Here is a 24,585-nt window from a genome sequence, read left to right as displayed (position 1 = left end):
CGGTGAGATCAAACCACAGTAAGACCTACTCGATTTTATAACCGGCCACTACCTGCACTGGCAAAATGAAATGCCCGCTGTGTCTGTTGTGACGCTATTCAATTAGAGAGACGTCAGCATTGGAACCTGATAGCTAGATGTATTGTCCACGGACGTTAGGAACGCTCGGCGTGGATAGGTGACAAGAAGAAGACCTCCGAGTGGAGTGGGGCTTGTCTAAGAGTCCGATCCACAAGGAGGTCTTCAATGTCCCATGCTAACGCGCTCCTGACGCCGAAGGGCAGGCTCCGGCTGGCCCGGTGCGTGGTCGAGGACGGGTGGTCCCTTCACAGGGCGGCTGAACGGTTCCAGGTGTCGGTGACGACAGCGGCCCGCTGGGCCGGCCGTTACCGGACCCAGGGTGAGGACGGGATGGAGGACCGTTCCAGCCGGCCCGTCAGGTCCCCCCAGCGGACGCCCGCCCGGCGGGAGCGGCGGATCATCGCGATCAAAGTCAACCGTCGCTGCACCGGGTCCTGCCCAGGTTCAGGCTGGCCCGGCTGTACTGGCTGGAATCAAGCTACTGATTCAAATCGGGACTTACTTCGATGCGACTCGCGACTACTGGGAACACACCTCATTGAAGACGCAGCCGCGCGGGCCTTCGGACGTGCGTCACTTATGTAGAAACAGCCGTTTTTGAAACTTGCTTCGTCCACGCTTTCCTGAGTCCTCGGCGTCGGGGGACGTCCTCGTAATTCGCATGGCTACGGGACCCTTTGTCGACCTTATTTAGTACTACGCCCAGCAACCTGGCGTTCACCGCCGTCAGGTTCGAAATGGCCTCAGAAATGTCTGCACTGGTTGTCCTGCCGTCAGCCCCGATCACAAGAACTACCCCACTGGCCATGGAACCTAACACCGCCGAGTCCGAGACGGGCAGGAGTGGCGGCGCAGCAATAACGACGACTTCGTAGTCGGTTTCGAACCGAGCAATAAGCTTCTGCATGTCAGGCGAACCCACGAGCTTGCTGGGGTTCGACGCAGCACTGCCGGAGGCGAGGACGTGCAGCCCTCCTTCTGGGCCCCATTTTTGGATGACGTCCTCAACTGCATCGGTATGCGAGAGCACGTTTGTCAGTCCGACGGAACCGTCAAGCCCGAGATATCGTGCAACCTTTGGCCTCCGGAGGTCAGCGTCCACAAGCAGCACCTTGGTTCCGTTTTCGGCCAGCATGATCGCAAGGTTAGTGGCTATGAATGTCCGACCCTCCCCCGGGATAGAAGACGACACGACCACTGTCTGTGCACCGCCGTCAAGGTTGGTAAAGTGCAAATGTGTCCGCAGTTGCCGGAAGCTTTCTGCACGCTGGCCAAATCGCTCCCCCGGTATTACCGCAGGTTCACTCTTCACGCTCGCATCTGCCTTGAAGGTCCCGAGAACTGCTGCCTTGACGATTCGCTCGACGTCAGTCCGGCTACGAACACGGGTATCAAGTATCTCGCGAAGATACGCATATCCGATCCCCACGATGAGTCCGAAAAGCACACCAAGGGCGATATTGAGGGGCACAGAGGGCGAATACGGGGTGCTGGGGACTAACGCTTCCTCGATAACGCGCAGACGCACAAAGTCAACGTCTTCGATGTCGTCTACTGCCGTTATGAGTTGCTTGGCGGTGGAATTCGCGAGTTTGGCCGCTTGCTGGGGATTAGGGTCAGTAGCACTTATGTCAATGACAGCGGTCTGCGGCGGAGAGGACGCCGTAACCCGGGTTGTCAGCGCTTGTACTCCCCCGTTCAGGCCCAGCTCCTGGCTAACGCCTTGGAGCACCCGTGGGCTCGTTGCCAAGCTTACGTACGACGAAACTCGTTTCTCCGCGTAAACGATGCCTTCGGACGCATCGGCCGCTGAAGATCCTGGCTGTACGGTAACGAATAGTTGGCTACTCGCTCGAAATTGAGGGGTCTGCAACCAAGTGAAGGCAGCGGCCACTATCAGCCCGGTGATAGTGAGGGAAAGAATGGCCACCCACCGCTGGCGCAGGACACGGGCGTAGTCTTCCAATTCCATAATCCACCAGCATCTTCCGCTACCGCAGCAGCATATCCTCAATCAATCCTCAAACGATTGCGCACTGGCCTAGATTAAAACACGCGGATGCGAGATCGACCACACATCATAGGCCGGTGATTAGTGAGTCGAAGCCAGCTGAGAGTGCGGTACGAGATCTCACGATGACCCGAAAATCCCCGGGACACGAACCCGGTCGCCAAGCGTCTACGTGGTTTACTGGTAGCCAGCTAACAAGTTGACAGCACTTCAAGCACTGGCTCGAAAGCACATCGGTTTCGGCATACGTAATGTTCGTTGCGGCGGCCCCGGAAACTTTGCGGAGAACGTATGGAGGCCTCACCAGGCAAGCTAAAAATCATGACGGTTGTTGGAACGCGTCCTGAGATCATCAGGCTCGCCGCTACAATCAAGCGACTTGACAACTATGTCAACCATGTGTTGGTCCACACGGGTCAAAACTATGATTACGAGCTCAATGAGATTTTTTTCGAGGACCTAGGCCTCCGTAAACCAGATCACTTTCTTGCGGCCGACACAACATCGCTCGGCACGGTGCTCGGATCCATTCTTTCTTCTATTGAGAGGATCCTGCTCCGGGAAAAACCAGATGCCATGCTCGTGCTCGGAGACACCAACAGTTCAATTTCAGCTGTGATGGCGCGGCGAATGAGGGTGCCCGTCTATCACATGGAGGCGGGTAACAGGTGTTTTGACGAAAACGTCCCCGAGGAAGTCAACCGGCGATTGATTGACCATGTAGCGGACTACAATCTCGTCTACACGGAGCATGCTCGTCGAAACCTGCTGGACGAGGGCATACATCCGTCCCGCATTCTCTTGACTGGTTCTCCAATGCGGGAGGTGCTCGATGCAAACAGGTCGGCCATCAATGCCAGCAACGTACTTGAGCGCGAGCGTCTCCGCCCTCAGGAATATTTCCTCGTTAGCCTCCATCGGGAAGAGAACGTGGACAGTCACGATCGTTTAGGCGACATTCTGCACGCGCTGAACAGGCTGGCGGACACCTATAATCTTCCAGTGTTGATCTCAACTCATCCGCGTACTCGACAGAGGCTTGCCTCGCAGCCCCCAGAACTCAAGAACGGCCTACATTTTCATCCTCCATTCGGCTTCAATGATTATGTCAAGTTGCAGCAATCGGCAAAGCTTGTCCTTTCCGACAGCGGAACCATAAGCGAAGAGTCCTTAATTCTTGGATTCCCTGCCGTGACTCTACGCGACTCAACTGAACGACCTGAGTCTATGGACGCAGGCGGAATTATTACGACCGGCCCGGGTGCTGCGGCAATTCTCGATTCGGTTCAAATGACTTTGCAGCAGGTTGAAGAAGATGGATTCTCTTCGCCTCCAGGGGAGTATCAGATACGGGACACCTCACGCAGGACAGTTAATTTCATTCGTTCGACTGTCCACAGCCATGCGATGCGGGCCGCAATCCGTGCAACTCTGTAGACTGTTGTGAACACTTTCTCGCGCGACTGGCGGGAAGAGAAATGATGCGGGTTGTCAAAGCGCTCGTATCAAACGGACTGTTCAGTATTATGAGCCTTCTCTTATCCGTCGTAATCGCGCGGTTAGGCGGTAGTGATGATCTGGGCCGGTTCGGCGTCGCCTTTGCAGCATATCTTCTTATACAACTCATAGTCAGAGATGCAGGAGCGAACACGCTCAGCGCAACACTCCCCAGCGCAAGGAGGATCAGAGATACTGCTAGAAGAATCTCATTGATGGGTCTGGTCTTGGCGGTACCGGTTCTCTTGGTGGGCCTCATATTTGACTACCCTTACATGATCGCCATGGGATTCGCGGTTCATGGAATTTGTCTTTACGACTATTCAAAAACTCTGAATCTGAGTTTAGGTGACGGAAAAATTGCTATTGCCCAAGACTTGATTTTATTCACAGTATTCATGATTGCCTCCGCCTTAGCATTCATGGGACACATAGAGCCTGTCGGCTTGATCGCCATTTGGGCTGGCTGTGGTGCTGCACTTGGCTACCTGGTTTCGTTCATACAAGTTTTCAAGCTAGCCCCCTCCTGGTCGGGAAGCCAGGTCGAGCTTAGAGCTAGTCTGGGCTTCGGCCTTCAGTCTCTTTTAGGCTCAGGCTCCGTGCACGTACTGACATTTCTTTTGGCAGGCGTGGGTGGACCCATACTTGTCGGGTCGATGCGCGGCGCCAGCACCATCGTCGGTCCCGCTAACCTCATCACGACTACACTGGAGCCTTTGCTCATCACATCTTTTTCCCGCACAGCGCCGGAAAAAGGTGCAGTGTCAATGAGAGCGGTAATAAGGAGTGCGGCAGGGATCACGTGGGCGAACCTTGCTGTAGTAGCCGGCTTGGTCCTCTTGGGCTACAACTTCGGCGGCCTGCTTCTGGGGACTGCATGGGAAAACTCGTCCCCCCTGCTGGTTGTTGTGGCCGTTGATTCGGTCTTCGTGGCTTTGGGATGCGCCCCTCACGCCGCCCACAGGAGCATCTGGGCAGCCGGGCGACTTGCGACTATCACTACCGTCACTGCGTTTACCCGTATTCCAATGGTTCTGTCTGGAGCTGCCCTCGGAGGGGCGCTGGGAGCCGCCACCGCATTCTTATTCGTTACGATTGCAAACACTTCTACATTATGGCTATCTCTGCTTCAGTTACACAGGAAATCGAGGTGACTTTTAGTGCCGATAGAGAGGCGTAGTGTCCCACCCGCATTACCGCGCTGCAATATTCGTTAGATTTTATAACGTCGCGCCTCCCGTGCTTATGAAACGGCTGTAAGAGGTGATGCGATTAAATACATAGGTTTGGATTCCGAATGTGAGAGTTCTCGTGAAAATAGCTATCTTTACTTCGTTCTTTTCGCCGGCTTTTTTGGGCGGCGGTCCAATCCGATCGTTGGTCGCAATGCTCCGAGCAGCGCCTTCCACTGTCGACGCAGCTGTCTTGACCGGAGACAGGGACCTTGGCCGCACCGAGTCAATGGGCGTCCCGAGCGACCGATGGGTAAAGCATGAAGGGGCGAGGGTTTTTTACTGCAACACCCGGTCGCGCGCTTCGCTAGTCCGAGGTGTGCGTGAAGTTATGACCTGGTGCCCTGATGTCGTGTACGTCAACAGCTTTTTTGATCCAAAATACTCGATTTTTCCGCAGATGCTCTTCCTCATGAGGATTCTCCAGCCGCGCATTTTTGTTATTGCACCGAGAGGAGAGTTCAGCGCTGGCGCTTTGAAAATCAAAGCCGTAAAGAAGCAAACATACATACGCCTATTCAAGTTGTTAGGACTTCGCTCGAGGGTGCTATGGCATGCGTCGTCCACACTTGAAGCGGATAACATTCGTGCTGCAGCAGGCGATGATGCCGAAATCGTCGTGCGGGAAAACGATACGCTGCTTCCTCCTATTGCTGACAGGCCGAGAGCGCAAGTTCATCCTGGAGTCCTGAAAGCGGTATTCCTCTCTCGCCTTTCGCCCAAAAAGGGGCTCCTCACTCTCTTACGGGGTTTACAGAGCGTTAGCGAGCCTCTAGTGCTGGACGTCATAGGACCGGCTGAGGACAAAGACTATTTTGACCAGTGCAGCGCTGCTGCGGTCACAGTACCGTCGTCCGTTACGATCAACTTCCTTGGACCGAGAAATCCCGACGATATACGTACGACCCTGGCTGACTATGATGTCTTTTTGTTCCCTACGGAAGGTGAGAATTTTGGTCACGTAATTGCTGAAGCGCTGTCGGTTAGCTGTCCAGTTCTGTGCGCCGATGTAACGCCATGGAGCGAAATTCTTGCGTCAGGTGGGGGCCAAGTAGTTGCGGACAACACACCAGACGGATGGGCACGGATGATTGAATGCTACGCCCGACTGACGCACCAAGAGCGGCTCGAAAGGCGTTTCAAGGCGGGGAAGGCATACAATGCATGGAAATCCAACTCGTCGGAACCACACTTCTTTACACTGCTAGAAAAGCTTATCTCGGCATAGCACATTGCAGCGCGGCTTGAATGAGAACATACCGTTGCAACGAGCGCTGAAAAGATCCGCGGAAGAACCATCACCGGACTCAGGCATGCCAAGTGCGGCAGGATAGCCGCCCACCGTCTCAATCCCTACTGGGAATGGTGCAGTGCCGTGCCAGTTGTTGCCGGAGGACAGCACGGCTTTTAGGGCCACAGCCAACAACGGCGGCGGCGGCTTTCCCTAATCTGATGCGAAGGCACAAACCGATCGACCGCTTTATAGATCTATCCTAGAGAACATGGAGTCCACAGGGGCATCGAAGAACCCTCAGCGAGGGGGCAGGCACGATGTCCAGCGTCACTGTATCCGGAAGGTGATCGATGCAATCGCCTGCTGCTTTCTTCTACTAACGGCGTGGGTTGTCGGCGGAATATTCCTCTTCGTTGTTCCAGCAGTGGACCCTACTCAGCGATCGGATGCCATTGTAGTCTTGGCGCCTTCCCTTTCCACTGGTCGTTTGGAGTACGCAGAAATGCTCATGTCCCAGGGCTACGCCACAACGCTTGTTGTCTCGGTGCCTCAGCAAGGGGGTGACAAGACGTCGGCAGGCATCTGCAGCGCGAACCGCTCCTATGAGGTCATCTGTTTCAGTCCGGACCCAGTGACCACCCAAGGCGAAGCCAAAGCTATCAAGAGGTTGAGCGACCAACACGTGTGGCAAAGTATCACCGTGGTGACAGACGACTTTCACGTTGCCCGCTCCAGGACCCTCATCGAGCGGTGCTACTCTAACCAGTTGTACATGTTAGCTGTTCGAAATGAACGGTCTCTTGCCGGTTGGGCCTACCGTTACGCCTATGAAAGCGCCGCATTCGTCAAAGCAGCCGTTGATTGGCGTTGTTAAGCCAGGACCGGAACCGCAGGCGCCAGCGTCGCTATTGCACACCGTACGACGGCGGTGCCCGGCCGCCGTCGTACCCTCCACTCAGTGGGACTGGTCAAATGTCAGCCAGGAGCGAGGTGGGGTTTTCGATGGCATCTGCCACGAGGCGGAGGAAGCCGGCGGCGACGCCCCCATCGCAGATGCGGTGGTCGAACGTGAGGGTCAGCTCGGTAACCTTGCGGACCGCCAGCTCGCCGTTCACTACCCAAGGCTTGTCGATGATCCGGCCGACGCCGAGGATGGCCACCTCGGGGTGGTTGATGATCGCCGCGGAGCCATCCACGCCGAACACCCCGTAGTTGTTCAGAGTAAACGTGCCGCTGCCCAGTTGGGTGGGGGTCCCTTTACCCTGGCGCGCGACGTCGGTCAGCCGGCGGATTTCCGCGTCCAGTTCCCGGGCCGTCAGCTTCTCCGCCGACCGGACAGAGGGCACGACCAGCCCACGGTCCGTCTGGGCGGCGATGCCGAGATTGATCCCGTCGAACGAGACAATCTCCTGCGACCCGTCGGACGCGGTTTCGATCCGCGTGTTCAGCTCCGGATACTTCCTGAGCCCGGCGGTGACAAAGCGGGCAATGAACGCGAGCAGACCCGGCGCCGAACCCCCTGCTTTGAGTTCCTGGCGAAGCTCGACGAGGGCAGTGGCATCGACATCCACCCAAACTGTTGCCTCGGGGATCTCGGAGCGGCTGCGCGCCATGTTCGCGGCGACGGCCTTGCGCACTCCCTTGACGGGTGTGCGGGAGGAGATGATCAGGCCGGTGCGGGCATCCACGCCACCCTCCGGCGCCTCGACGTTGTTACTTGGAGTTGGGGCCACGACCGCAGGGTTCCCTGGCCGAGCTTGCAAGGTTTGGGGGAGGATGGCGGCCTCTACGTCCTTGCGCATGATCAGGCCTCCCTCGCCGGAACCGGGGAGCTCGCCGAGGTCGACGCCGTGCTCCCGGGCCATCCGACGGACCAGAGGGGAAATCACCGCGCCCAGCTTGCCGGGCACACGGGTGCGCAGGAGAGTGAGGTCGTCCTCAGTGGTTGAGCTTGTCGAAACCTCAGGCTCAACTACCGCCACCGATTCCTTCCGCGCACGCGTCCGCCGGGCGACGCCATGGCCGCCCGGGGTGCCATAACCGATCAGCACGTTGCCGGACCCGGCCTTTTCTTCCTCGCGGTACGTCTCGGCTTCTTTGGTTTCGACAGGCTTGGTTTCGAGAGGCTCAACCAACGGGTCACCGAGTTCGGTCTCGACCGGCTCGGTTTCCGGTTCGGAGGTTTCGACAGGCTTGGTTTCGACAGGCTCAACCGACGAAACAGGCTCAACCACCGAGATCAAAGGCTTGCCCACGTCCAGGGTCTCGCCCGGCCGACCGTGCAGCTCCGCAACAATCCCGGCATACGGCGACGGCACCTCAACCGTGGACTTCGCGGTTTCCACCTCGGCGATGGGCTGGTCCACGGAGATCGAGTCCCCCACGGAAACGTGCCACGACACCAGCTCGGCTTCGGTGAGGCCCTCGCCCAGGTCCGGCAACAAAAACACACGGGTTTCACTCATGGTCAGTTCTCCCACTGAAGGTCGTCAACGGCGTCGAGGATGCGGTCCACGCCGGGCAGATAGTACTTCTCAAGCTTGGGCGCCGGATACGGGATGTCGAACCCGGTCACACGGCGGATAGGGGCGGCCAGGTGGTGGAAGCAGCGCTCCTGCACCCGGGCCACGATCTCCGAGGACACGGAGGCGAACCCGTGGGCTTCGGCGATCACCACGGCCCGGCCGGTCTTCCGCACCGACTCGCACACCGTCGCGTCGTCGAACGGCACAATGGTCCGCACGTCGATGACTTCCAGCGAGCGCCCCTCCAGCGCGGCCGCCTCGGCGGCAGCAAGGGCAGTAGGCACGGACGGCCCGTAGGCGATCAACGTCGCGTCCGTGCCGGGACGGGCGACGGCGGCCCGCCCCTCGGTGGCAAGGCCCGCCGTCGTGCTTTCCACATAAGAGGACCGCAGCGCAGACAAATCCACCAGGTCCTTGGACCAGTAGAGCTTCTTCGGCTCCATAAACACCACAGGATCGTCCGAGTCGATGGCCTCACGCAGCATCCGGTACCCGTCCGCCACGGCAGCCGGGGTGAACACCTTCAGCCCGGCGGTGTGGGCGTAGTAGGACTCGGAGGAGTCGCAGTGGTGCTCCACTCCCCCGATGCCGCCGCCGTACGGCACCCGGATCACCATGGGCAGCTTCACGGCACCGCGGGTCCGGTTGTGCATCTTGGCCACGTGGCTGATGATCTGCTCGAACGCCGGGTAGGCGAACGCGTCGAACTGCATCTCGATCACCGGGCGCATCCCGTTGATGGCCATCCCCACGGCCATGCCTACGATGCCGGACTCGGCCAGCGGGGTGTCAAAGCAGCGTTGCTCCCCGAACGTCCTGGTGAGCCCGTCGGTAACGCGGAACACCCCGCCCAGCGTCCCCACGTCCTCGCCGAACACCAGGACGGAGGAATCCGCGTGCATCGCGTCGGCCAGTGCAGTGTTGAGCGCCTTGGCCATGGTGACCTGCTGCGGCCCCGCAGCCTCAGCGGAGGCGGCGGCGGAGGCGGCTGCCCGGGCGGTGGCGGCGCTGACGTTGCCGTTGGCCTCGGATGATGTGGTGATGGTGGGGCTCACTTGCCGGCCTCCTGTGCTGATGAATTCTGGGATCCGGGGTTCTGGGATGATGCGGCTGCTGCGTCGCGGGCGAGTTCGTCGGCGAGCATGGCGGACTGTTCTTTCAACTGCGGTGTGGGCACGGAGAACACGTGGCGGAAGAGCTCCTGCGGATCCACCGGCACGTCCTCGCTGAGCCCTTCGCGCAACTGGGCGGCCACCGCTTCAGCGTGAGAAAGGATCCGCGCCTCGGTCGGCTCGTCCAGCAGGCCGCGGCCCGTCAGGTAGGTCCGCATCCGGTTGATCGGATCCTTGGCCCGCCACTCGGCAACCTCGCTGTTCTCCCGGTAGCGCGTGTCGTCGTCGGCGTTGGTATGGGCCTGCATCCGGTAGGTGTTGGCCTCCACCAGCAGGGGGCCGGAGCCTTCCCTGGCCAGTTTCACGGCCCGGTCCAGGACCGCGAGAAGAGCGACGACGTCGTTGCCGTCCACGCGTTCGCCTGCCATGCCGTAGCCCACGGCCTTGTGGGCGAGCGACGGCGCCACGGACTGGTGTGCCAGCGGCACCGAGATGGCGTACTTGTTGTTTTGGACGAAGAAGATGACGGGCAGGTGGAAGACGGCGGCGAAGTTCAGGGCTTCGTGGAAGTCGCCTTCGCTGGTGGCGCCGTCACCGCACATGGCCAGCACCACGGTGTCCTCGCCGCGGAGCTTGGCCGCGTGGGCTACGCCGACGCCGTGCAGCAGCTGCGTGGTCAGCGGCGTGCACTGGATGCCCACCTTGTGCTTGAGGGGATCGAACCCGCCGTGCCAGTCACCACGGAAGATGGTCATCACCTCCACGGGGTCCACGCCACGCGTCATCACGGCGACGGCGTCACGGTAGGTGGGGAACATCCAGTCGCCGTCGGACAGGCACAACGCGGCCGCCACCTGGCAGGCTTCCTGGCCATGGCTGGACGGGTACACGGCCATGCGGCCCTGCCGGACGAGCGCCGAGTTCTGGTCGTTGACGCGGCGGCCGACGACGAGCTGCTCGTACGCTGTCAGCAGTTCGTCATCGCCGGGCAAAGGGTACTCGTGGCCGGGTTCCGTGCCCTGCTCGCGCTCGGAAATGAGCCGGCCGTCCGGATCCACCATCTGAATCTGGTGCCGGGCCGGGAGCATGTAATCCTCGGCGGTGATGCCGAACTTTTTGGCAGCTTCGGAGAGGGCGTCCCCGGCGGGTGCCTTGCTGACCTGGTCCCGTGCTGCGTGGTCTGCGGAGATCGTCATTGTTCCGTCCTTTTGTTGCCACTATTCAGTCCCAGTATCTGCCTGTGGGAGGTTTCGTATCCAGCACCGTGATGAATCGTGGAGAAGCTGTTCAAATTTGCTCGAACCGAAAGACGAATTGTAAGTGTGAGCCACATTACTGACACGGGCTGTGGACGATCTGGCAACGATGCAACCTTGACGGGGGCCATACCCTGATTTCCGCGCCATGTTTCCGGGTCGGCGGACCGGATGGCGGAGGATAATGGCGTTCAAAGGCCAAGGAGAGCGGGGGCGGAAGGAGGCGGTCATGGAGAGCCATCAGACCCTGGCAGGCGAGGCAGTTGATGCTGTCCGCGCCGGACCGCCCATGTCCGCCGCTGCAGAGTTGTTCAAAGCCGTAGCGCATCCGGTCCGGGCGCACATCCTGGAGCTGCTCTCCCAGGGCGAGTCCTCCATTCCCGAGCTGTGCGAGGGTACGGGGGTGAAGGCTACGCACCTGTCCCGGCACCTTAATCAGATGCGCGGGCAGCACCTGATTCAGTGCGAGTGGACAGGCGGGCGGCTGGTGTACCGGCTGGCATACCCGCAGGCCACAGAACTGCTGGCCGCTGCCCGGTCCGTACTTCAGGCACGGACGGCTGCCGCTGTGAGCTCCCTGCGCACGGCGCGGGAGGAACAGCCCTTCCCGGCCCTCTCAGACGGGCAGTTCTTCGCACTGGAAGCATCGCTGGAATCCCGTTCGGTCATCGCGGACGCGTGCCAGGCAATAGCTGCACGAACCGGCTGCAGCCCGGAAGAGGCATCCGGGCAGCTCCTCAGCACGGCCCGCAGCAGTAGGATCACCCTCCTGGAAGCCGCCCGCGACGAACTCCGCAAGGAACAGGAACGGCGCAGCTGACCTTGGCGCGCCTACCCCGGCGCTGCCCGTTGACCGGGGAAATCCATGCCGTCCGGCCTGCCGGCGTGTAATAGTCCATTTGTTTTGGCAGATGCCTTGACCTCTCCCCATGGTCGGGATCACACTCGTTGGTGAGGGATTGACCAAAACGTCTTTTCGTCAATAGTTGGAAGTTTTCTCCTCACTGGTCTCAGAGGAAGGCACCGCACCATGTGCCTGGGGTATCCCTTTATTGGGGGCTCACGGTGCGGGGATAGACGCGGAGGGGACAGCGTGGTCCCCTCCGCCCTTGACTGTCCCGAGGGATCAGACATTCCTTCGGGAGACGGGACTGCCAAGGGGCTACCCGTCTGCAGGGCCGAGGCGGCATTTCACATACAGGAATGACAAACGGTGGGAGTATCTGCAATGGGCATTGAAAAGCTGTGGGACCGGCTCGAGCCAGACACGCAGCAATGGCTGATCGATAATCCAGGGTGCAGGATCCTTCCCCGGACCGTGGTGGCCGCGATCATCAAGTCCACCGGAGCCGAGTTCAAGCAGGACCAGCACGGTGAAGTCCTCCTCTCCCGCAGCGATTCGGACTTCATCCGCAGCACAGCGGACCTGTACGAGGCCCGGCAGTCCTAATTTCTGGGCGGAAATTCCTGACTTTTGCCAATACCCCTTCCTACAGGCCGCCTGCAGAAGGTTTTGTATCCGGCACCTGGTTGCATCGTGGAGAAGCTGTCCGATTCTGCCTACACTGAGAGACGAATCGTAAGCGTGACCCACATTACTGACAGGGGCCGTGGGCAGGAATGGCAACCAGGGACGGCGGGACGGAACCCGTCCCGCTGGACGACATAGACCGCAGCATTATCTCCGAGCTGACCCGGGACGGCCGCATGTCCGTCACGCAGGTGGCGGAGAACGTCCATATTTCCCGGGCGCACGCGTACACCCGCATCGGCAGGCTTACGAGCGAGGGCGTGCTGTCCAAATTCACAGCGCTCGTCGATCCGATCAAGGCCGGGCTCCGGTCGTCCGCCTACGTGACCCTGAAGCTCAAGCAGGACGCCTGGCGCGAACTGCGTGACCAGCTCGGGGCCATTCCGGAGGTGCATCACGTGGCGCTGGTGGGCGGCGACTTCGACGTGATCCTGCTAGTCCGCGCCGTGGACAACATCGACCTGCGGCGGGTCATCTTCGACCAGCTGCAGTCCATGCCCGGCGTTCTTGATACCCAGACGTTCCTGGTTTTTGAAGACGTCGATACCCGGTAGGAGAGGTTACTTCCTCCCTGGAAGCGTGCAATCGACATACATGCCGGAACAATGTCAACGAATCCTTCGTCACCGTGCTGACCATCTGGTACGCGGCGGTGGGGGACCATTACGACCACCGCTCCTGCTTCGGAGGTGTCCGCCGAAGATACCTGCCCGGCCCCGAGACGGGCAGGTGCAGACGCACTAGGATTACGACATGGAAAAGCGATCGGTGATGCTTTACGTGGGTGCAACCGTCGTCGTTGCTATTGCCGGAGCAGCCGTCGCTATGCAGCCGTTGATAGCTGCCCTGGTGATCTGCGCTGCAGGTCTACTCGCGGTCCTGGCAAGAACTGACTGGTGGCAGCGAGCATATGGCTTAACGCTGGTTCTGATGATGGGCGCAACATCCACCATCGCACCTCTGGTGACCGTTGCTGAGTACGGACGTTACGCCGCTGCTGCTGCGTTACTCGCAGTCACATGGTTAACGACACGGGGGATCGCGCCAGTCATTAGCGGAAAGTTACATCAGCGTGCACTCGGCGCGCTTTGGTTGACGGTCGCGCTCGCCGCCGCCTCCGTCTTGTGGTCCGTTGACCGGATCCGATCTGGCTTGCAAGTAGTCGCCTTAGTGATGCTTGTCAGTCTCATACATGTGTTGTCCACGAGGCGCTGGACGGATCGGGACCGGATGTTGAAGGACCTCAAGGTGGGGTTCTACGTCCTTACCGGGGCTTTCATTGCCTGTATCGCCGCTCCCTTCCTGGGGATCCCCGAAACGAGAGCGTTCGGCGGGTCCGAAGATACGGTGGGTCGGTTTCAGGGCTTGTTCAATAACCCGAACATGCTCGCACTCCTTTCGGCAATCACCATCCCACTAGGGTGGGGGCATTTCCGCGAGCGGCCTACTGTATTCCGATTTGTCAGCGTCTTGCCCGCCGTCGTTACGACGTTCATGGCAGAGTCCCGAACGGCAATCATTGCTGCCGCCGCAGCGATGTTGTGGGTGGTCCTGCGATCAGGGGCAAAGACAATCGCCAGAGCTCTGTATGTATTGGGTCTGACCGCAGGTATTGCCCTTGTCAGCAATTTGAACCCGCTGGGCACCGCGCTCGACCGATTCGGGAAAATCGAAGGTGGGGACATTCTCAACACCCGCGGAACCGCTTGGGAAGCCGCCATCCGTCTTGTGATAGAACAGCCGATCGGATACGGCTGGCAGGCCGGTCGATCGCTCTTCGAGTCGCTACAGGGGGCATCGGACTTCGAGTTCAGCCGCACGTCTGTACACAACAGCTACCTCCAATCCCTCCTCGAACTTGGATTCATAAGCCTTCTGCCACTGGCATACCTCACCTTCACTATGGTCGTCCTCGCCTTCCGTGGAAGCTCCCGAGGGATGGGTGCCGGGCTTGCTGGGGTGATAGCCGCTGGCCTGATCGTCCAAGTGACCGAATCCGCCATGTTCGGAACAGGCCAAGCGTACCCGTACATCGTTTGGTTCGCAGTTGCCGGAGGCCTGGCAAGTTATAAGCCCAGGCCCGGTAAACACCAACATTTGAGCGCGTTGGCGGTTAACCACGGGGAGCCACCACGAGCGCCTCGACTCGAGGGTCCAGCCAACGGCGGGTAAACGCCAACGGCGATGCCGGGTGTTACCAGACCGCAGTCCCGCAAGGCGGCGGCAGTGCAGCACGACGATCAGTTCACCACAGACCCGGCCATGAGATAACCGATCGCATACCCCCCAACCCGGGAGGACGCCTCGTATTTCTCCCTGATCAGCGCAAACGCGTCGCCGCCGGGTCCTCGTCGCCGTGGCGTGCGAGCCCGTGCAGGGTGCTGAGGGCCCCTTTTGGCGCCGGACCCCGCGACCAGATGCAGCCGGCGGACGAACCCACATCCCCTGTCTGTAATGCGCCTCACACTGACAATTCATCTTCCAATCAAGGTTGCCAAAAAGTCCGGCATCACGGCCGAGAATTACATGCTCCGGCCCGGCACCAGATTCAGATGGTGGATTCGGTAGTTTCTTAGCGGCGTGCCCTTGACTTGATAAGCCCTGTGGCCAGAAGGCCTACGGCACCAAGAGATCCCAGCATGCCGCCAAGAGCTACCACGTATTCGGTGACAGTCATTTCCTGCTCCCTCCGTACTGCCCTGTACTGCCTGGAAGTCCTCAAACTACGCCCGAAGACCCAGGAACCCGTGAAGAATCGCCCGCAGATTAGGTCAAGGTTCGTGCAGCACGAGGTTCATGACCAGGTTTAGGTAAGCGGACCAGAAGTTTTGCCGGGCGCAGGCCACGTCCCGGCTTATGCGGCCAATCTGCCTTCGAGGCACTACCTGTTTAGGGTGAGGCGGCCTTTATCCAGGGGCCAAGGCACACCCGTGGACAAATCCGAGTACTGGCGCCGGTTGCGAGTAGTAGCGCCCGAAACCAAGTACTACCCTGCGTAGCTGCCAGCGTTTTCGGGTACCGCTACGTGTTGTTGCGGCGGCCTGGAAGCGAAAATATTGGGTCATCGATCCACCGAATGGCGCCTGGATGGGGCCGCTCATGGGGGAACGGGTTCTCAATCACACACTCAAGGAGTCTTTCCATGCGCCAGATGACCAAGAAGAACAAGATCGCCGCTGCTGCCGCGTCTATAGCACTCGTCGCCGTCGGCGGCGGCGCAGCCTACGCCTACTGGAGCACCACGGGTGCCGGTGACGGGCAGGCCACGGCAGGTACTGACAAAGCTGTTGTTATCCACGCCAACTTCACTGACGGGATCACCCCCGGCGTTAAGGGCGCGAAAACCATCAATTACACGGCGGACAACCCCAACACCGGTAGCGCGTTGGTGACCCTCGATGCTGCGACAACGGTCACTACCAACGTGGATGATTGCCTTGGTTCCTGGTTCACGGCCACGGTGCCATCTGACACCAACACCGTGGGCGGAAATGCAATCGGCGTTCAACTGGCAGGTACCGGAACGCTGACCCTCTCCGACCTCCCGGGCACCAACCAAAACCCCTGCAAGGGCGCCATCGTCACGGTGCACGTCAGCAGCAAGTAAGCCAGCAGCGGGCCGGGACGGGCGAAAACCCGTCCCGGCTTGTAGTCATTTGCACCAAATGGAAAGGGGCACGCGGTGCGCAACAAGGACGGACACCCGCAGCATCGTTTGCGGACCGCCATTAAGGTGGGGCTGATCAGCCTCGCCGTGATGCTGGCGAGCGCGGGCGCTTTGTTCGCCGCGGCCCAGAACCCCAAACCCGGGATCACCGTCCAGGTGTCCCCGGCCAGCCAGTCCGTCCAGCAGGGCCAGGGGGCTGCCTACACAGTGTCTCTTACGTCCACCGGCGGCTTTAGCGGCCCGGTGAATCTGTCCCTTGCCGGGCTCCCCGCCAGCGCAATCGGCACGTTCTCGCAGTCTTCAGTGACCCTGGGCTCCGGGTCCACGGCAACGGCGAACCTGAACGTCACTACCGCCGCGAACACGCCGGCGGGCACGAATACCCTGACCATCACGGGCACCAGCGGCAAGGTTTCCGGCAGCGTCGCCGCGGGCCTCACCGTCAACAACAAGATGTCCACAGCCTTCTCAATCGTCGCCACGCCGGATTCCCTCGCCGTCCCGCCGGGTGCCACCGCCGTCTATACGCTACAGCTGACCCGCAACAACTTCTCCAGCCCGGTCAGCTTCAGTGTCCTGGGCGGGCTTCCCGCCGACGCCGCAGCGTCGTTCTCGCCCAACCCCGTTGCCGGCAACTCCACAACACTGCAGGTCACAACCGCGGCCGCTTCCCCGAAGGGAAGCTACAGCCTGTACCTGGTGGGCACCGGGAAAGACTCGGCCGGCAAGTCGCAGTACGCCTACGCAAACGTCCAGCTCGTCCTTGACTCCACCATCAAGCAGTTCGCCCTGTCAGGGAATGTCCCCGGATCGCTCTCCCCCGGGTCATCCGCCGGACTGGACCTGCAGATCCAAAACCCCAACAACAAGTCGCTGTCCCTGACCAACATCTCCGTCGCCGTGGCGGGGGTGACCCGGAGCGCGGACGCCGTCGCGAGGAACCTGTCCTGCACCGCGGCGGACTTCAGGGTCACGCAGTACAGCGGCCCTTACCCGCTGGCAGTACCTACCAGTACTACCGGCCCCAGTTCGCTTTCCGGGCTCGGGATCGCATCCTCTGCCTTGCCGCAGGTGGCCATGCTGGACACCTCCGCCAACCAGGACGGCTGCAAAGGCGCAACCCTCCAGCTCACCTACTCAGGATCAGGACAGGGGAACTGAGATGACCACCACCAGGACGGCCCGCGCCAGCCGCGGCCTTAAGGCAGCCGCCCTCGCCGGAACCCTGATTGCCGCAGGGGCCGGTACCGCCTACGCCTATTGGAGCAGTGCGGGCATTGGCAGCGGATCCGCCGCCGCCGGCACCATGCAGGCCATCACCGTGGACGCGCTCGTTGCCCGGGACAGCCCGCAGGCGACGCTTGTCCCGGGCGGGACTGCCGCCGTCGTCCTCCACCTCACCAACCCCAACCCCTATGCGGTGCAGGTCTACAGCATCTCCCCCAATGGCCCTGCCACAGCTGACACGGCGCACCCGGGCTGCACCACCACCGGAGTCACCTTCACCGGAACCTCTGCGCCGCTGTCCCCGGCGATGTTCGTCGCGGCGAACTCGTCCACCCTGCTCACCCTTCCCGGATCGGCCGCCATGGATACCACCTCGCTCGCAGCCTGCCAGGGCGCTACCTTCCACCTCCCCGTCACGGCGGAGGTGCGCAAATGAGCCTCGCCATCCGGAAGATGCCGCTGGGCTTCCACCTCCCCTCGGTGAGGCTCGCGTGGATCGTCACCGCGCTCCTGCTCCTGCTCGGCACTGCCACCGCGGCCTACGGTTTTTGGGCCTCCATCACCAGCAGCAGCAACGCGGCTACTGCGGCCGACACGTTGTCGCCGGGATCAAAACCCGACGTCACCGCAAACGGCACTGCCGTGTCTGTGACCTGGGCCGGCGGGACCACTGTCAACGGGCATCCGGCCACCGGGTACACGGTCACCAGGTATTCGGCCGACACCGGCGGCACGGGAACTGCGGCCACCGGCGGCTGCCTCGGGACCGTCGCCACGCTCACCTGTACTGAACAGAATGTGCCCGGTGGCACCTGGTACTACACGATCACCCCAACCATCTCCCTCTGGAGCGGTGCGGAAAGCCCGCGCAGCACCGGCATCAGCACCGACTCGGTAGCCCCGGTGGCTACCGTGCAGTCAGTCTCTCCAACCCCCAACGCCGCCGGGTGGAACAACACCAGCCCCGCCACCTTGACCGTCACGGCCGACGACGGTGCCGCCGGCTCCGGCGTCGCCTCCATCACCTACGCGGTCGACGGCGGCGCGATGCAGACTGTGAGCGGCGCCGTCGCCACAGTCCCGGTCAGCGGCGACGGAACGCACACGGTGTCCTACTTCGCCACGGACAACGCAGGGAACGCCGGGGCTGCCCAGAGCCAGACGGTAAAAATCGACACCGCAGCTCCGACAGCCCCTGTTTTCACCAAGGTCCCTGCCTACGTCTATTCCGGCAACGTCACCGGAGTCACCATCGAGGGCACCTCGGAAGCAGGCGCCAAGATCACTTTCACTGCAAGCGATGCGGGTGCCGCCCATTCCGTGCCCGTTTCCGTCACTGCCTCAAGCACGGGAATCTGGTCCGCAACCCTGAACCTGAAAGACCTGGACCAGGGAACCGTCACTTACAGGGCCACCGCCACGGACGCCGCGGGCAATACCGGCACGGCGCGGACAGCTACGAACACTAAAGACACGGTGGCCCCCGCAGCCGCTCAAGCACTGCTGGTGCCAGCCTACGTTTATACAAGCAACGTGGCGACGGTTTCCGTCTCAGGCACTGCCGAGGCTGGAGGATCCGTTGACGTTTCGGCCATGGACGGTGGTACTGCCCTTCCGGTGACAGGCATAGCGACCGTTATTAACTTGGGTTGGTCGCTGAACCTCAACCTCACTACACTCACGGAGGGAACCATCACCTATAGCGTGACGGTCAAGGACGCGGCAGGTAATACCAGCACCACCGTTACAGCTTCAGACACCAAGGACACCGTGGCGCCAAGCCTCAAGCTCAATCCGCTGACCAGCATCGACTCGAGCAATGTTGGTAACTACTCGATCAGCGGCACCACCGATTCCGGCACGACCGTAAGTCTGACGGTAAAGGATTCGGTCATGCCTACGCCGAACAGCGTCCCGGCTTCGGCATCCGGCTCGACGTGGACGGCCAGCGGACTGAACCTGTCCAGCATCAGGGACACCTCCGCAATTATTCCCATCGTTACGGTCACGGTCACGGCCACCACCAGCGACACGGCTGGCAACATCGCCACTGCGAGTGCCACTGTCAACAAGGACACCCCGCCCACTGTAATCGGAGTCAAGTTGACCAACGACGGCTCGAAGAATGCCAGGCAGCCCTCCGCTGACAGCGGTGACACAGTTACTCTATCGTTCTCGGAACGCATGGATCTGACTAAAATCTGCTCCGGCTGGACCGCATCCCAGTTAGCGGGCACGGCGACGATTTCTGATAGCGGGGATGACGACACGCTGAGCTTCTCCTTCAGCGGTTGCAGTATCGGCACGGTCTCCCTGGGCGGCAATTACCTGACAGGTGCGAATGCCTCCTTCGGAGCCAATGGAACTCAATCAAGTCTCTCCTGGGACCTGACCAACAATGCGCTCATCATCAAATTGGGCAATGCACCCAACGGCAGCTCAGGGGCGGGCACTCTCCTTGCAGGGGTCACCGCTGGACAGCCGACGTATTACCCCACGCAGACCCTGACCGATATGGCAGGCAACACCATAAAAACTGTCTCCTTCAAGGACGCTGCCTCCGGTTTGGGATAACACAGTCAACGGCTCCCCGATGATCATGTCATCGGGGAGCCGTTTCGCTGTTCAGTCACAAGCCCCGGAGGGCGTGACGTCAGTCGACGACGACCACCTTACCCACCATGCCCATGTAATCGTGGAGTGCGCAGATGTACTTGAAGGTTCCCGTCGCGGTGAACGTGACGTCGAATGTGGAATGCGGGCCTGCGTCCGCGGGGATGATTCCGGAACTGAGGTCACCGCCGCTGTAATGGCGGGGATCACCGATTGGGGCGAAAACGTCCGCCGGTTCATTGCCGAAAGTGACCGTATGCGGTGCTTCCATTCCAGGGTTGATGAAATGGACCGTATCGCCCACATGCACTGTCACCGTCGGCCGGACGAAGCGCATGACCATGGCGATGCCATCGTCGTCACCGGTGAAGACCTTGTGGTTGCTCGCATGCCTGGCCAGTTCGTCGTCAAGTTTCATTCCATCCTTAAGAATGGCTTCCTCCTGGGCCGCTGACGAGCGGTCGTAGTCCCGCTGGGAATGCGGGTACGCAGACCCTCGTTCCTGGACGTGAACTGTGCCCTTCATGGCCATGCCGTGAACCACGCAGTAGTAGGTGAAGTCACCCTCGTGCTGAAACTTCAACTTGTAGCTCTTCTCGGAGGGGAACCCTGGAACTTCCACGTTCGACAGGATGCCCGAGTTGTAATACGAATGACCGTCGTATTGGCCACCGCCTCGCTTGAACAGCTGGTCTGGGTTAGCCGGGTTGAAGGGCTCCAGGGACTGGCCGGCGGCCAGGAACGTCACCGTGTGGATCTCGGCGGCGTTCGCCTTCCAGTTGATGCTGTCCCCTTTGTTGACCGTGATGTCAGAGGGGAGGAAAGCCATGCCCTGGATTTCCTGGTCCCAGGATTCAGAACCTACCTGGACTGTCCAGGTCCGCGGGCCCGATGAGGAAGCCCCTGCAGGCCCGGCCCATGCCACTGACAGGGCAAGGGCAATAGCGGCCCCAAAAATGAACGGAATTTTGTGGAATCTCAAACGGATTCCCTGACTGTGTTGCATCGAAATGCTCTCTCTTGGAACGATGCTCAGCCTGTCAAGGCCGGCCTCGGCGTGGCCGGTCCGCCTCCCTTGGGAGGGCTGCAAACTGGTCACCCTTTCTGGGAGCAAGGATCCCCGGCTGTCCATGCTGCGACCCTCAAGCCCCAAAAGTTTCAGGGCTGCCGGGCCGGACATGCACCGCAAGCGGTGCCGCGCATGACTGGATTATGATTCCAAGCGCCTTCGCAGTGGTGCAGTGGACGGAATGCACGGAAGAGAGGACGCAGTTATCAGAATGCGCGCTCACCCCGCCGTTGTCCAGAGCAACCGGAAAGGGAACGTGCCCTCGACAGGATGGCCGGCTGCTGCGCTTACCATGACACTAAAATTGGGTGGACCCCATGGACTGGGGTGAAGGCCGGCGTCCGTACAGGGTCACGGCGTTGGGCAACGCTGGGGAGGAACCGCGCTACCCGGCTTGACTGGCCTTCCCTACGCCGGCGGAGCCAGCCAAAAGCCGGATACGGACTATTCGGACCACGACTCCCGTCAAGACCAGACCGATTCCCAGGGCCATGAGAAGCCAGACAGGTAGGGAATCGGAATCGATTTTCCGGTAGCACGTGGCCGCCGCCCCGATACCGGCTTGCTCCAGGTCAAGCTGTTCAGCAGCGCGGCTGTTCGGAAGCAACGGGCTGCCGCAGAGAGGGCCGGCCGGCTGTAACCCGATGACGAAGCCAAGGAGGTACACGTCCAGTCCCGCAGCCACGATCCAGATCCACGTCCGCTGCTGCCAAAGCCCCAGCTTGCTGGCAGAAATAGGGTTCGCCGGAGAATCACGCTTCGCCATTGTCCGAGCATAATCGCATCTCGCCGCCCAGGTAGCTGACGCGCAATACAAGATCTTCGGGGAGGGACTGTTCGTACCGCCACACGATCCGGCCTTCTGTGGATCTTCGTGCCCTCCCGACAGTCGCAGGGTGCGGGCCATACTGGATTGAGTTCCTGCTGTCGTAAGTGACCTGGTCCACGCCAGACAGGTAGTACTTCTCAAGCTTGGGCGCGGAGTACGGGATATCGAACCCGTGACCCGGCGGATGGGCGAGGCCCGGTAGTGGAAGCAAGGCTCCTGCACCCGGGTCACAATCTCGGAGGACACGGACACGGACCCGGACCCGAAGCCGTGGTTGGCGAGACCGCCCAACACCACCACCGTGTCAAGGTAAACGTTGTGGTTTAGGTAGGTCACGGCCAAGGTAGAGACCACCACTGATCCCCTGGACGGGGGAACCTGTGCAATTAACGCTGATGGTCTAAATGCTGCTGCAAAGGAACATAGTGCCCACCACGTGAGATAAGTAACCCCGCCCCACTTCAGCACGACCAACGCCATCGCGATACTGGACATGCGTTGAAAATGAGGACAAAGGGACCCTTTATTGCGCCGAAGTCCCGGTCATTACGACGCGTCCCGACATTCTGCGGTGGCTGCAGGAAAGAAACCGATCAGCACAAAGTTCTGCGGTTCCCCCTGGAGCCGCTCCTTATTTCCCCGCTTAGCTGAAGCCGTTGGATGCAGTGGTCAGTGAAACTGCCAGGCAGACAACTGTTGAGCTCTGGGCGAATACCCGTCTGCATGAAATCAGCCGCAACTCCAGTTCGCCCGAAGCAAGGCTTCACACGAAGAGGGCCTGCTTACCCGCCTTGGTCAACAAGGGCTCTTGGATCTGCTCGAAACTCACCGAGACCGGGTCAAACATGGAGTGCTCGCGTTTCATCTGGGAAGTGAAAGCTTCGGCCACGTCTCGAAGGGGCAACGGCCTGTCGGCAGACAAGAAGATGCGCAGCACTCCGGGGGCTTCCTGACGCAACTGAACAGAACTTACCCCAGGTTCTGACTTCAGCAGGTGAACCGGCAGGACGGCGGACAACTCCAAGTGCTCTCCGTCTAACGTGGATACGGTGACAACATCCTGGCTCCGGCCGGTTACGGCGCCAAGAGTGAGCGCATTCCCGTCAACGATGTCACCGCCCTCCACCCTGTCCCCGATGGAGTAATTTATGAGCGGGAACAGCCGCTCGTTGAGGGTCGTTACAGACACATCCCCGTCATCCGCGACCGAGAGAATGAAGCCCTGCCACTGCACTTGCAAGGGCCAGGAGCCACCCCTGGACGTCGCCATCACGCCCGTCTCAGCGGAGCCGTACTCAATGACCACTGGAACACCAAACACCCGCGAGATCACATCGACATCAGCCTGGGTTACGGTTTCTGCCGTGACGACAACGGATTTCAGCTTGGTTAGGCCAGCCAGTGATGAACTGTTCGATTCAATGAACCTCGCCAGTTTGAAGACGGCGGAGGTAGCGCCAACGATGTAGGACGGGTTGCTCCGTGTCAATGCATGGTAGTCGCTGCGGAGACCATCCTTACTCATGTCGTATGAACTCACCCGGGTAGCGTTCGCCAGAATATCCTGAACTTTTCGTTTGGCTTTCTGGATCTTGCCTTTGATACCGCTTCCACCGAAAAGGTGCGCGTGCCCCCAAATGTGGAGGTAGGAATCGAATGGACGGATGCCCCACCAGCCGCGGCCAGTGTAGGTGGTGGTGTAGTAGCCGAGAACGTCGTGTTCTCCAGACGGGTAACGGGCCGGAGTTCCCGAGGTGCCAGCAGTTGAGTAAGCATTGGTAATCCTCCCATTCTGGAAAATTTCAGAACCCCTCTGAACTATCACGGATTTAGTCAGTGCCGGGAACTGCCGTAGATCAGCAAGACTGGAGATCCGGGGCGGCAGATCATACTCCCGAGCCCATGACGAGTAGAACGGGATCTCTTCCAGACAGTACGCCCACACGGCGTTGAACCTGTCGACCTGCGCTTGCTCAATTCGATCGCGGCCCAGTTCAGCGAGATAGCCTTTGGAACTCTCAGCGAGCTTCCGCTGCCGGTCACGCAAAAGAATAGAGCGAAGAAGGGGTGCATACATGTTCATCAGGTCCAGTTGATTCCGTGCCGGCCAGCACGTTTCAGGGTGGCGCCATCAACTTGGACGTCAGCTTCCTTATCGCAGCCCAGGCGAAAACGGTCCCCGCCAACCTCGGAGATTCCGATATTGCCGAAGTGAATTACAGGTCGTCGCGCGCTGGCGGCTTTACTGTTGGCCGCTTCAAAGGCACTGCTCGACAAAACGTACGCACACCGCAGGATGATCAGGGTAAGGGCGGCAACCGCGATCCCGAGACCGGCAAAAAACGTCCACAAGGACATATCGCTGGCTTTGAAGAGGACCACACTGATGCCGCCCAGTGACAGAAATCCGGCGATGTTCGTAACCCTTCGGGCCACTCCGAACAGTCGGCGCACAGCGCTCTCTTTGTACGACTTTCTTAGGAAACCCCAGAAACCCATGCGGTCACTGTATCCGAGCAGATGTGACGTGTAAATCGCGGAAAGGCCAATAAGACCAATGCCAATTCTGTAGTGATAGCTGTATCCCTGATCACTACCCACTGATCATGGCAACCCGAACTCCCCACGGGAGACTAATAAACCGTTTGACCACTCAAATCAGGACGCGATCCCCCGGAAGATGGCCGTACCAGCTTCCTGG

Annotated in this window: 20 protein-coding genes and 3 pseudogenes; 13 read left to right on the top strand and 10 right to left on the bottom strand. The window is 60.3% G+C overall.

Going from position 1 to position 24,585, the window contains the following annotated elements:
• Positions 1-246 precede the first annotated feature (246 nt).
• A pseudogene (locus QF047_RS04090) lies at positions 247-554 on the top strand (leucine zipper domain-containing protein); the annotation flags it as partial.
• A gap of 104 nt (positions 555-658) precedes the next feature.
• Here the strand turns inward: QF047_RS04090 and QF047_RS04085 are convergent.
• Positions 659-2,047 (bottom strand): polysaccharide biosynthesis tyrosine autokinase, encoded by a 1,389-nt coding sequence (locus QF047_RS04085; RefSeq protein WP_307274276.1) that lies wholly within the window; start codon positions 2,045-2,047, stop codon positions 659-661.
• Positions 2,048-2,383: 336 nt separating this feature from the next.
• Between QF047_RS04085 and wecB the strand changes: the two genes are divergently transcribed.
• The 4 genes from wecB to QF047_RS22315 all read left to right on the top strand — a co-directional run bounded on the left by wecB (position 2,384) and on the right by QF047_RS22315 (position 6,929).
• Positions 2,384-3,529 (top strand): non-hydrolyzing UDP-N-acetylglucosamine 2-epimerase, encoded by a 1,146-nt coding sequence (gene wecB / locus QF047_RS04080; RefSeq protein WP_307274273.1) that lies wholly within the window; start codon positions 2,384-2,386, stop codon positions 3,527-3,529.
• Positions 3,530-3,570: 41 nt separating this feature from the next.
• The gene (locus tag QF047_RS04075; protein WP_307274268.1) at positions 3,571-4,743 is read left to right on the top strand and encodes a hypothetical protein; all 1,173 of its coding nucleotides are present in this window, start codon (positions 3,571-3,573) and stop codon (positions 4,741-4,743) included.
• Between the two features lie 430 nt (positions 4,744-5,173).
• Positions 5,174-6,049, top strand: coding sequence for a glycosyltransferase (locus tag QF047_RS04070; RefSeq protein WP_307274266.1), 876 nt, complete (start codon positions 5,174-5,176; stop codon positions 6,047-6,049).
• A 274-nt stretch (positions 6,050-6,323) separates the two neighbouring features.
• Positions 6,324-6,929, top strand: a complete 606-nt coding sequence (locus QF047_RS22315; protein ID WP_373427740.1) for a YdcF family protein — start codon at positions 6,324-6,326, stop codon at positions 6,927-6,929.
• 94 nt (positions 6,930-7,023) lie between these two features.
• Here QF047_RS22315 and QF047_RS04065 read toward each other — a convergent pair whose 3' ends face one another.
• The 3 genes from QF047_RS04065 to QF047_RS04055 are packed head-to-tail and all read right to left on the bottom strand — an operon-like array spanning position 7,024 to position 10,888.
• Entirely contained in the window at positions 7,024-8,520 is a 1,497-nt protein-coding gene (locus QF047_RS04065; protein WP_307274264.1) for a dihydrolipoamide acetyltransferase family protein, read from the bottom strand.
• 2 nt (positions 8,521-8,522) lie between these two features.
• Positions 8,523-9,635, bottom strand: coding sequence for an alpha-ketoacid dehydrogenase subunit beta (locus QF047_RS04060; RefSeq protein WP_307274262.1), 1,113 nt, complete (start codon positions 9,633-9,635; stop codon positions 8,523-8,525).
• On the bottom strand, positions 9,632-10,888 hold the full coding sequence (locus QF047_RS04055; RefSeq protein ID WP_307274260.1) for a thiamine pyrophosphate-dependent dehydrogenase E1 component subunit alpha: 1,257 nt from the start codon (positions 10,886-10,888) through the stop codon (positions 9,632-9,634). The genes QF047_RS04060 and QF047_RS04055 overlap by 4 nt, the downstream gene beginning before the upstream one ends.
• 289 nt (positions 10,889-11,177) lie before the next feature.
• On the opposite strand from QF047_RS04055, the gene QF047_RS04050 reads away from it, so the two are divergent.
• The 8 genes from QF047_RS04050 to QF047_RS04015 all read left to right on the top strand — a co-directional run bounded on the left by QF047_RS04050 (position 11,178) and on the right by QF047_RS04015 (position 19,947).
• Positions 11,178-11,768, top strand: a complete 591-nt coding sequence (locus QF047_RS04050) for a metalloregulator ArsR/SmtB family transcription factor (protein WP_307274259.1) — start codon at positions 11,178-11,180, stop codon at positions 11,766-11,768.
• Positions 11,769-12,161: 393 nt separating this feature from the next.
• Positions 12,162-12,398 (top strand): hypothetical protein, encoded by a 237-nt coding sequence (locus tag QF047_RS04045; protein WP_307274258.1) that lies wholly within the window; start codon positions 12,162-12,164, stop codon positions 12,396-12,398.
• A 170-nt stretch (positions 12,399-12,568) separates the two neighbouring features.
• Positions 12,569-13,033 (top strand): Lrp/AsnC family transcriptional regulator, encoded by a 465-nt coding sequence (locus tag QF047_RS04040; protein WP_306635222.1) that lies wholly within the window; start codon positions 12,569-12,571, stop codon positions 13,031-13,033.
• Positions 13,034-13,232: 199 nt separating this feature from the next.
• Positions 13,233-14,651: an O-antigen ligase gene (locus tag QF047_RS04035; protein WP_307274255.1), complete on the top strand. Its 1,419-nt coding sequence runs from the start codon at positions 13,233-13,235 to the stop codon at positions 14,649-14,651.
• Positions 14,652-15,621: 970 nt separating this feature from the next.
• Positions 15,622-16,086, top strand: a complete 465-nt coding sequence (locus QF047_RS04030; RefSeq protein ID WP_307274253.1) for a hypothetical protein — start codon at positions 15,622-15,624, stop codon at positions 16,084-16,086.
• Between the two features lie 75 nt (positions 16,087-16,161).
• Positions 16,162-17,307 (top strand): hypothetical protein, encoded by a 1,146-nt coding sequence (locus QF047_RS04025; RefSeq protein ID WP_307274252.1) that lies wholly within the window; start codon positions 16,162-16,164, stop codon positions 17,305-17,307.
• 1 nt (position 17,308) lies between these two features.
• The gene (locus QF047_RS04020) at positions 17,309-17,809 is read left to right on the top strand and encodes a hypothetical protein (RefSeq protein WP_307274250.1); all 501 of its coding nucleotides are present in this window, start codon (positions 17,309-17,311) and stop codon (positions 17,807-17,809) included.
• On the top strand, positions 17,806-19,947 hold the full coding sequence (locus QF047_RS04015; protein WP_307274248.1) for an OmpL47-type beta-barrel domain-containing protein: 2,142 nt from the start codon (positions 17,806-17,808) through the stop codon (positions 19,945-19,947). The genes QF047_RS04020 and QF047_RS04015 overlap by 4 nt, the downstream gene beginning before the upstream one ends.
• Positions 19,948-20,026: 79 nt before the next feature.
• Here QF047_RS04015 and QF047_RS04010 read toward each other — a convergent pair whose 3' ends face one another.
• The 6 genes and pseudogenes from QF047_RS04010 to QF047_RS03990 form a co-directional block, all read right to left on the bottom strand.
• Positions 20,027-20,992, bottom strand: a complete 966-nt coding sequence (locus QF047_RS04010) for a plastocyanin/azurin family copper-binding protein (RefSeq protein WP_307274245.1) — start codon at positions 20,990-20,992, stop codon at positions 20,027-20,029.
• A gap of 448 nt (positions 20,993-21,440) precedes the next feature.
• A complete protein-coding gene (locus tag QF047_RS04005) occupies positions 21,441-21,821 on the bottom strand; it encodes a hypothetical protein (RefSeq protein ID WP_307281756.1) in 381 nt (126 codons plus the stop codon).
• Positions 21,822-21,960: 139 nt separating this feature from the next.
• Positions 21,961-22,157: pseudogene (locus QF047_RS22310) on the bottom strand (transketolase C-terminal domain-containing protein); the annotation flags it as partial.
• 57 nt (positions 22,158-22,214) lie between these two features.
• Positions 22,215-22,364 (bottom strand): annotated as a pseudogene (locus QF047_RS04000) (amino acid transporter); the annotation flags it as partial.
• A 283-nt stretch (positions 22,365-22,647) separates the two neighbouring features.
• On the bottom strand, positions 22,648-23,967 hold the full coding sequence (locus tag QF047_RS03995) for a hypothetical protein (protein ID WP_307274242.1): 1,320 nt from the start codon (positions 23,965-23,967) through the stop codon (positions 22,648-22,650).
• Complete coding sequence (locus QF047_RS03990; RefSeq protein ID WP_307274239.1) at positions 23,967-24,485, bottom strand: hypothetical protein; 519 nt, start codon at positions 24,483-24,485, stop codon at positions 23,967-23,969. The genes QF047_RS03995 and QF047_RS03990 overlap by 1 nt, the downstream gene beginning before the upstream one ends.
• Positions 24,486-24,585: the final 100 nt, after the last annotated feature.

The organism is Arthrobacter sp. W4I7 (assembly GCF_030816215.1).
GTDB classification, from domain to species: Bacteria; Actinomycetota; Actinomycetes; order Actinomycetales; family Micrococcaceae; genus Arthrobacter; species Arthrobacter siccitolerans_A.
Note: the sequence above shows the minus strand (reverse complement) of the source record. Positions and strands in the feature narration are given on the sequence as shown.

What these genes read in the sequence shown, in the direction of transcription:
- QF047_RS04030 (WP_307274253.1), top strand. Translation starts at nt 15,622, where the DNA reads ATGCGCCAGATGACCAAGAAGAACAAGATCGCCGCTGCTGCCGCGTCT.
- QF047_RS04035 (WP_307274255.1), top strand. Translation starts at nt 13,233, where the DNA reads ATGGAAAAGCGATCGGTGATGCTTTACGTGGGTGCAACCGTCGTCGTT.
- QF047_RS04075 (WP_307274268.1), top strand. Translation starts at nt 3,571, where the DNA reads ATGATGCGGGTTGTCAAAGCGCTCGTATCAAACGGACTGTTCAGTATT.
- QF047_RS22315 (WP_373427740.1), top strand. Translation starts at nt 6,324, where the DNA reads ATGGAGTCCACAGGGGCATCGAAGAACCCTCAGCGAGGGGGCAGGCAC.
- QF047_RS04010 (WP_307274245.1), bottom strand. Translation starts at nt 20,992, where the DNA reads ATGCAACACAGTCAGGGAATCCGTTTGAGATTCCACAAAATTCCGTTC.
- QF047_RS04015 (WP_307274248.1), top strand. Translation starts at nt 17,806, where the DNA reads ATGAGCCTCGCCATCCGGAAGATGCCGCTGGGCTTCCACCTCCCCTCG.
- QF047_RS04055 (WP_307274260.1), bottom strand. Translation starts at nt 10,888, where the DNA reads ATGACGATCTCCGCAGACCACGCAGCACGGGACCAGGTCAGCAAGGCA.
- QF047_RS04065 (WP_307274264.1), bottom strand. Translation starts at nt 8,520, where the DNA reads ATGAGTGAAACCCGTGTGTTTTTGTTGCCGGACCTGGGCGAGGGCCTC.
- QF047_RS04020 (WP_307274250.1), top strand. Translation starts at nt 17,309, where the DNA reads ATGACCACCACCAGGACGGCCCGCGCCAGCCGCGGCCTTAAGGCAGCC.
- wecB (WP_307274273.1), top strand. Translation starts at nt 2,384, where the DNA reads ATGGAGGCCTCACCAGGCAAGCTAAAAATCATGACGGTTGTTGGAACG.
- QF047_RS04050 (WP_307274259.1), top strand. Translation starts at nt 11,178, where the DNA reads ATGGAGAGCCATCAGACCCTGGCAGGCGAGGCAGTTGATGCTGTCCGC.
- QF047_RS04005 (WP_307281756.1), bottom strand. Translation starts at nt 21,821, where the DNA reads ATGGCGAAGCGTGATTCTCCGGCGAACCCTATTTCTGCCAGCAAGCTG.
- QF047_RS04040 (WP_306635222.1), top strand. Translation starts at nt 12,569, where the DNA reads ATGGCAACCAGGGACGGCGGGACGGAACCCGTCCCGCTGGACGACATA.
- QF047_RS03995 (WP_307274242.1), bottom strand. Translation starts at nt 23,967, where the DNA reads ATGAACATGTATGCACCCCTTCTTCGCTCTATTCTTTTGCGTGACCGG.